The organism is Psychrobacter sp. 16-MNA-CIBAN-0192 (assembly GCF_040309565.1).
Lineage (GTDB): Bacteria > Pseudomonadota > Gammaproteobacteria > Pseudomonadales > Moraxellaceae > Psychrobacter.
Genome location: NZ_JBEOOX010000029.1, coordinates 1 through 4033, shown reverse-complemented (window position 1 = coordinate 4033; position 4033 = coordinate 1). Strand labels below are relative to the sequence as shown.

Annotated in this window: 5 protein-coding genes; all 5 read right to left on the bottom strand. The window is 37.5% G+C overall.

The features are described from left to right. Nucleotides 1–185: BLUF domain-containing protein (locus tag AAEY78_RS12170; RefSeq protein ID WP_352339612.1), on the bottom strand; the 185-nt coding region annotated here is incomplete at its 3' end. 478 nt (nt 186–663) lie between these two features. Continuing rightward, complete coding sequence (locus AAEY78_RS12165; protein ID WP_352339611.1) at nt 664–1209, bottom strand: hypothetical protein; 546 nt, start codon at nt 1207–1209, stop codon at nt 664–666. An 18-nt stretch (nt 1210–1227) separates the two neighbouring features. After that, entirely contained in the window at nt 1228–1521 is a 294-nt protein-coding gene (locus AAEY78_RS12160; RefSeq protein ID WP_352339610.1) for a mobilization protein MobS, read from the bottom strand. A 269-nt stretch (nt 1522–1790) separates the two neighbouring features. After that, on the bottom strand, nt 1791–2738 hold the full coding sequence (gene repM / locus AAEY78_RS12155; RefSeq protein WP_352339609.1) for a replication initiation protein RepM: 948 nt from the start codon (nt 2736–2738) through the stop codon (nt 1791–1793). A gap of 929 nt (nt 2739–3667) precedes the next feature. Then, nucleotides 3668–4033 (bottom strand): BLUF domain-containing protein (locus AAEY78_RS12150; RefSeq protein WP_352339608.1); only part of this gene is annotated, 366 nt, incomplete at its 5' end.

The following is a 4033-nucleotide window of genomic DNA, read 5'->3' as shown; positions in this document are numbered from 1 at the left end:
ACCAAAACCCCAGTGATATCGTTGCGCTCGTTGTTTCGTCGCGCTTGCTCAAGGATACGAGCTACTTCGATATTCGCGTTGCTGGTGTTATAGCAGCTAACATAAGTTAGACGCTGGATAATGCGCTCGCCATAATTTAAGTTAGAAGCATTTTTTTCTGAAACCTCTGTCAGTTCTAGCTCCACAAGTACTCTCCTGGATAAATTTTTTTTATTTAATTATTCATTATTTGGGCTAATGTTTTAACTGTAACTAAGAAACTGGTATGGGGCAAGTATGTTAAATAAGGAGTTGTGTTATGAGATAGAGATCATTAGCCAATGCTTTCAAGTTAGATAAAAGTGTTTCTACTTTGAATAACAGCTTAGTAAGCGTCTATTTTGGGTGGTTCTATAGCAATAGTCTGGCACTTGTACAATAAGTTTCTGTAGGGGCTGGTTTAGCTCCTGTTTAACTCCTTAATGTCTGTTGTTGGAATACGTTCGATGCCTATATAGCGCATCGATCACGAACAGAATATATATGATAAGTACACTATGAAGTACACTGAGACTATTTCAGTGAGTAAAGCCTTTGATAACATTAGCCTATAACCTAGTGTTCAAGTCCTCACTAGGGAACCGCATCCCGAAACTGCGCTGAATATGTATTTTTGGTAGAGTATTAAAACTTCTGCTTATATAAATGGAGATCGGATTCCGGTAATAATTTTACTCCAAATGATGGCATGTCTATAATATATCCTCTGTTCAAGCAAGAACCTTGGTAGGATTTAGGCGTATCTTGAATACCACCTCCTACTAGAACCAATTGACCCAGCTCTACATGAGTACTACCCATAGTAAGTACCTTCGTTTGAGGATTCCATTGTGTGTATTTATAATTCAAAATAGGCGTAGCTACTTTGGTGCTATCCACACTATAAAATATGAGGCAATTATCTTCTTCGCTTATATAGAACCTTCCTACTACCCCAATTGCGTCGACTGGTAGTGTCCTACCTTTTCCGTCCAGCTCTTCGTAGTTTCTATATTTAATAGGACCTTTTACAAAATGCTTATTATAAGAATAAGGCTCTTTGCCCTGCCCATCATCTAATGTAGGTGTGGTTGGTACATCATTAATCATCGATGACGTATTCATACAAGCTGTTAGGTTTAAAGTGACTAACGCTAAGATAGGAGTCAGCAGAATAAAATATTTTGACACGTATAAGCTCCTAAATTTTTAAAACGACTCAGAATCTGTTTTAGTCTCGACCGTACCACCAAGCCCCTTTACCAGATCTGCCATTAAATCCTTATCCGTCTGTCTGGTCAGGAAATCCAATAGATTATCGGCTGTATATTCCTTTAAACCATCCACCGATCCTTTCTCTAAAGCGTCCACAAGAAAAGCCCCCAGTAATATCTTTTGCCGTGTTAGCTTCTTATCTAGCTTCTGTTTTTCTTTATTTATTTTAAGTTCAAGCGCGTTAATATTCTGCTGTTCTTTTAAATCGTTACCACCAAGTAAGCTCATACCTTTCTCCTAAACCATCAAATTATCTATTTACCCGACTATAGCAAGTTCGCCAGTACCTAACAATAGTTTATGATATAGTTAATTGACGGATGGTTGCGTCCCACTGACTAAGTGCGAGTTTTCGACTTTACAAATGTTTATCCCTAACGGTCACACATTTATAAAATCAAAACATCGGCAGGGGTAAGCCCCCACACCCCCAGCACTACGAAAATATGTAGTGCTAAAAAAGCAAAAACTGATTATCTAGTAATTTTAGAATATCGCTATGTCTTATGCTTTTTAGGTTGATAACCTAACTTTGCAAGATAGGGCATATACTGGGCTTGCTTATTTTCGTCTACAAGATCATTAGCAATAATAGCGGCAAACTCAGCAGTACTTTTACCAATAGGTGCATTACTGCCAAGTTCAGGTAAGGCAGCAAGCTTGGCGCTGAATGTTTTTACTTGGCTATCAGTCATGTTATGGAACAAGTCAGGAGTGGCACTATCTCTTTTTTTATTCTTAGCTGGGTCAAGTATCTGCTTTTTCTTAAATATAAATGATATGGCGGTAATAGTTTTACCTGTCTTATGCTGATCGTACTTGACTGTTATGTCGGTATAATCATTAATCTGTTTGACAGCATGATCTAGTACTCTCGTTTTAAAATTACACATCTGCTTATATTGCTCAGGCTTAACGCCTAGTTTTTTACGCAAGTTATCAATCGTTATCTGGTTGGTTTTACCAACAGACTGCCATTGCATCATCAACTCATACAACCTGATTGCATATTCGCTTTGCAACTCACTAACCTGCTTTAGATCGTATTCTGTGTACTGCTCGGTTAGTCTCGTTATCAATGGTATAACGTCATCTGTAAACTGTAACTCAATCATTCCAGCCGCATTAATATACCTTATCTTTTGTACCCATCTGATAAAATTATTGGCATCTTTACCTGTCTGTTCGTGAATATCATCATATTCAAAATGAGCGTCAAATAAGCCTTTGGCCGCGCTTTTCAATGCTTTATAAGCTGAATGCTTTTCTACCTTAAATTGTTCTTGGTAGCTGCTTGCATGGATTTGTAGCAATCCTCTAGCATCAATCAACTTCTCTTGTTCCCTTGCTACAACAATGGCCAAGAAGATAATGCGCTGCTCAGGTACGCCAAGCGAGTAACTGGCGCTGATTAATTTATTATGTTTGGTCACTAACTTGCTCATTATTTACTTGCTCGTTGACGGTCGATATAAATACTATAATATCATTAAATTACAACTTCAAATACATTGTAATTATAAGGTCGCTAAACGTAAGGGTATGGGTCGCTAAACGTAAGGGTATGGGTCGCTAAACGTAAGGGTATGGGTCGCTAAACGTAAGGGTATGGAGGTTAATAGCTATGACTGGCAAGGGTTACAGCGGACGTAAAAGCTCTTAAAAGCTTTTAAAAACATTAAAAACACCAAAACCTAAGAATATGCATCTAAATAATCCGCTACCAAACGCAAAATTTAAGACAATTTAAGAGATTTGCTAAGCTTATTTTTTTGATAAATTTAGGATCAGAAATTATCACATGCTAGGAATGGTTCAAGATTAGTGGCACCTTACAGTTAACTGTCATTTCAAATTGACTGTAAAAGTTCAGTTTGTTGAAGTGTTTTGCTAAGCAGCTACTTAAACTGTCTTATAGGCTTGTTAGGCATGCTAAGACAGTTATTAGGTACTTATGGATAATTAGAGCCTAGAAGATGCTTAAACGAGCGCTAGAGAGCGATTATGATAGCAAAGGGAGAGGGAGCGACCACAGTTATATAGAATTTTGCTAAAAAGAGGTTAGTAACCATCTTTTTTATTCAAACAGTCTGTTATAAGTGGTTCCATTATACCAGTCTGTTTTAAGTAGTCTGTTAATAGGTTTGAGGGGCTAAATAACTGGTTCCGCTGGGGTATGTTTCACGAACTGTATTTGGCAAGGTACGCCGTGGTCTAATTCGAGCACAGTTTTCATCCCTCCCTTGTTTTCTTAGTATATTTTTTAATACACTATCAATCCTAACCATGAACCTCGCATATTCTTTTAAAGAGCATGCAGTACACAAGCTAACGAACTCTTACCTTCATTTACCTGAAAATATTAATTTGTTGATTATTTTTGAAGTTCTGATAGCGCTTCAATAAACATGATAATTTGGGAAGTACTCATGAGATAAGGGTTGAATTTATTGCTATCTGAGAACTTCAGTACATAATCTTTATCCTCATCTTTGAGCGTTAAGTATTTCATTGACCATTCATTCCAGCGCCTCTGTTTAACTTCACAACACTCAACGATCTGCAACGAAAAATGTCGATCATCTTGGATTAAGTTTTTTAATAAGTTATTAATATCAGGTCTTGCACCCTCGATACTCTGAAGAAAATAGTTTTCATTAAGCACCAAAACCCCAGTGATATCGTTGCGCTCGTTGTTTCGTCGCGCTTGCTCAAGGATACGAGCTACTTCGATATTCGC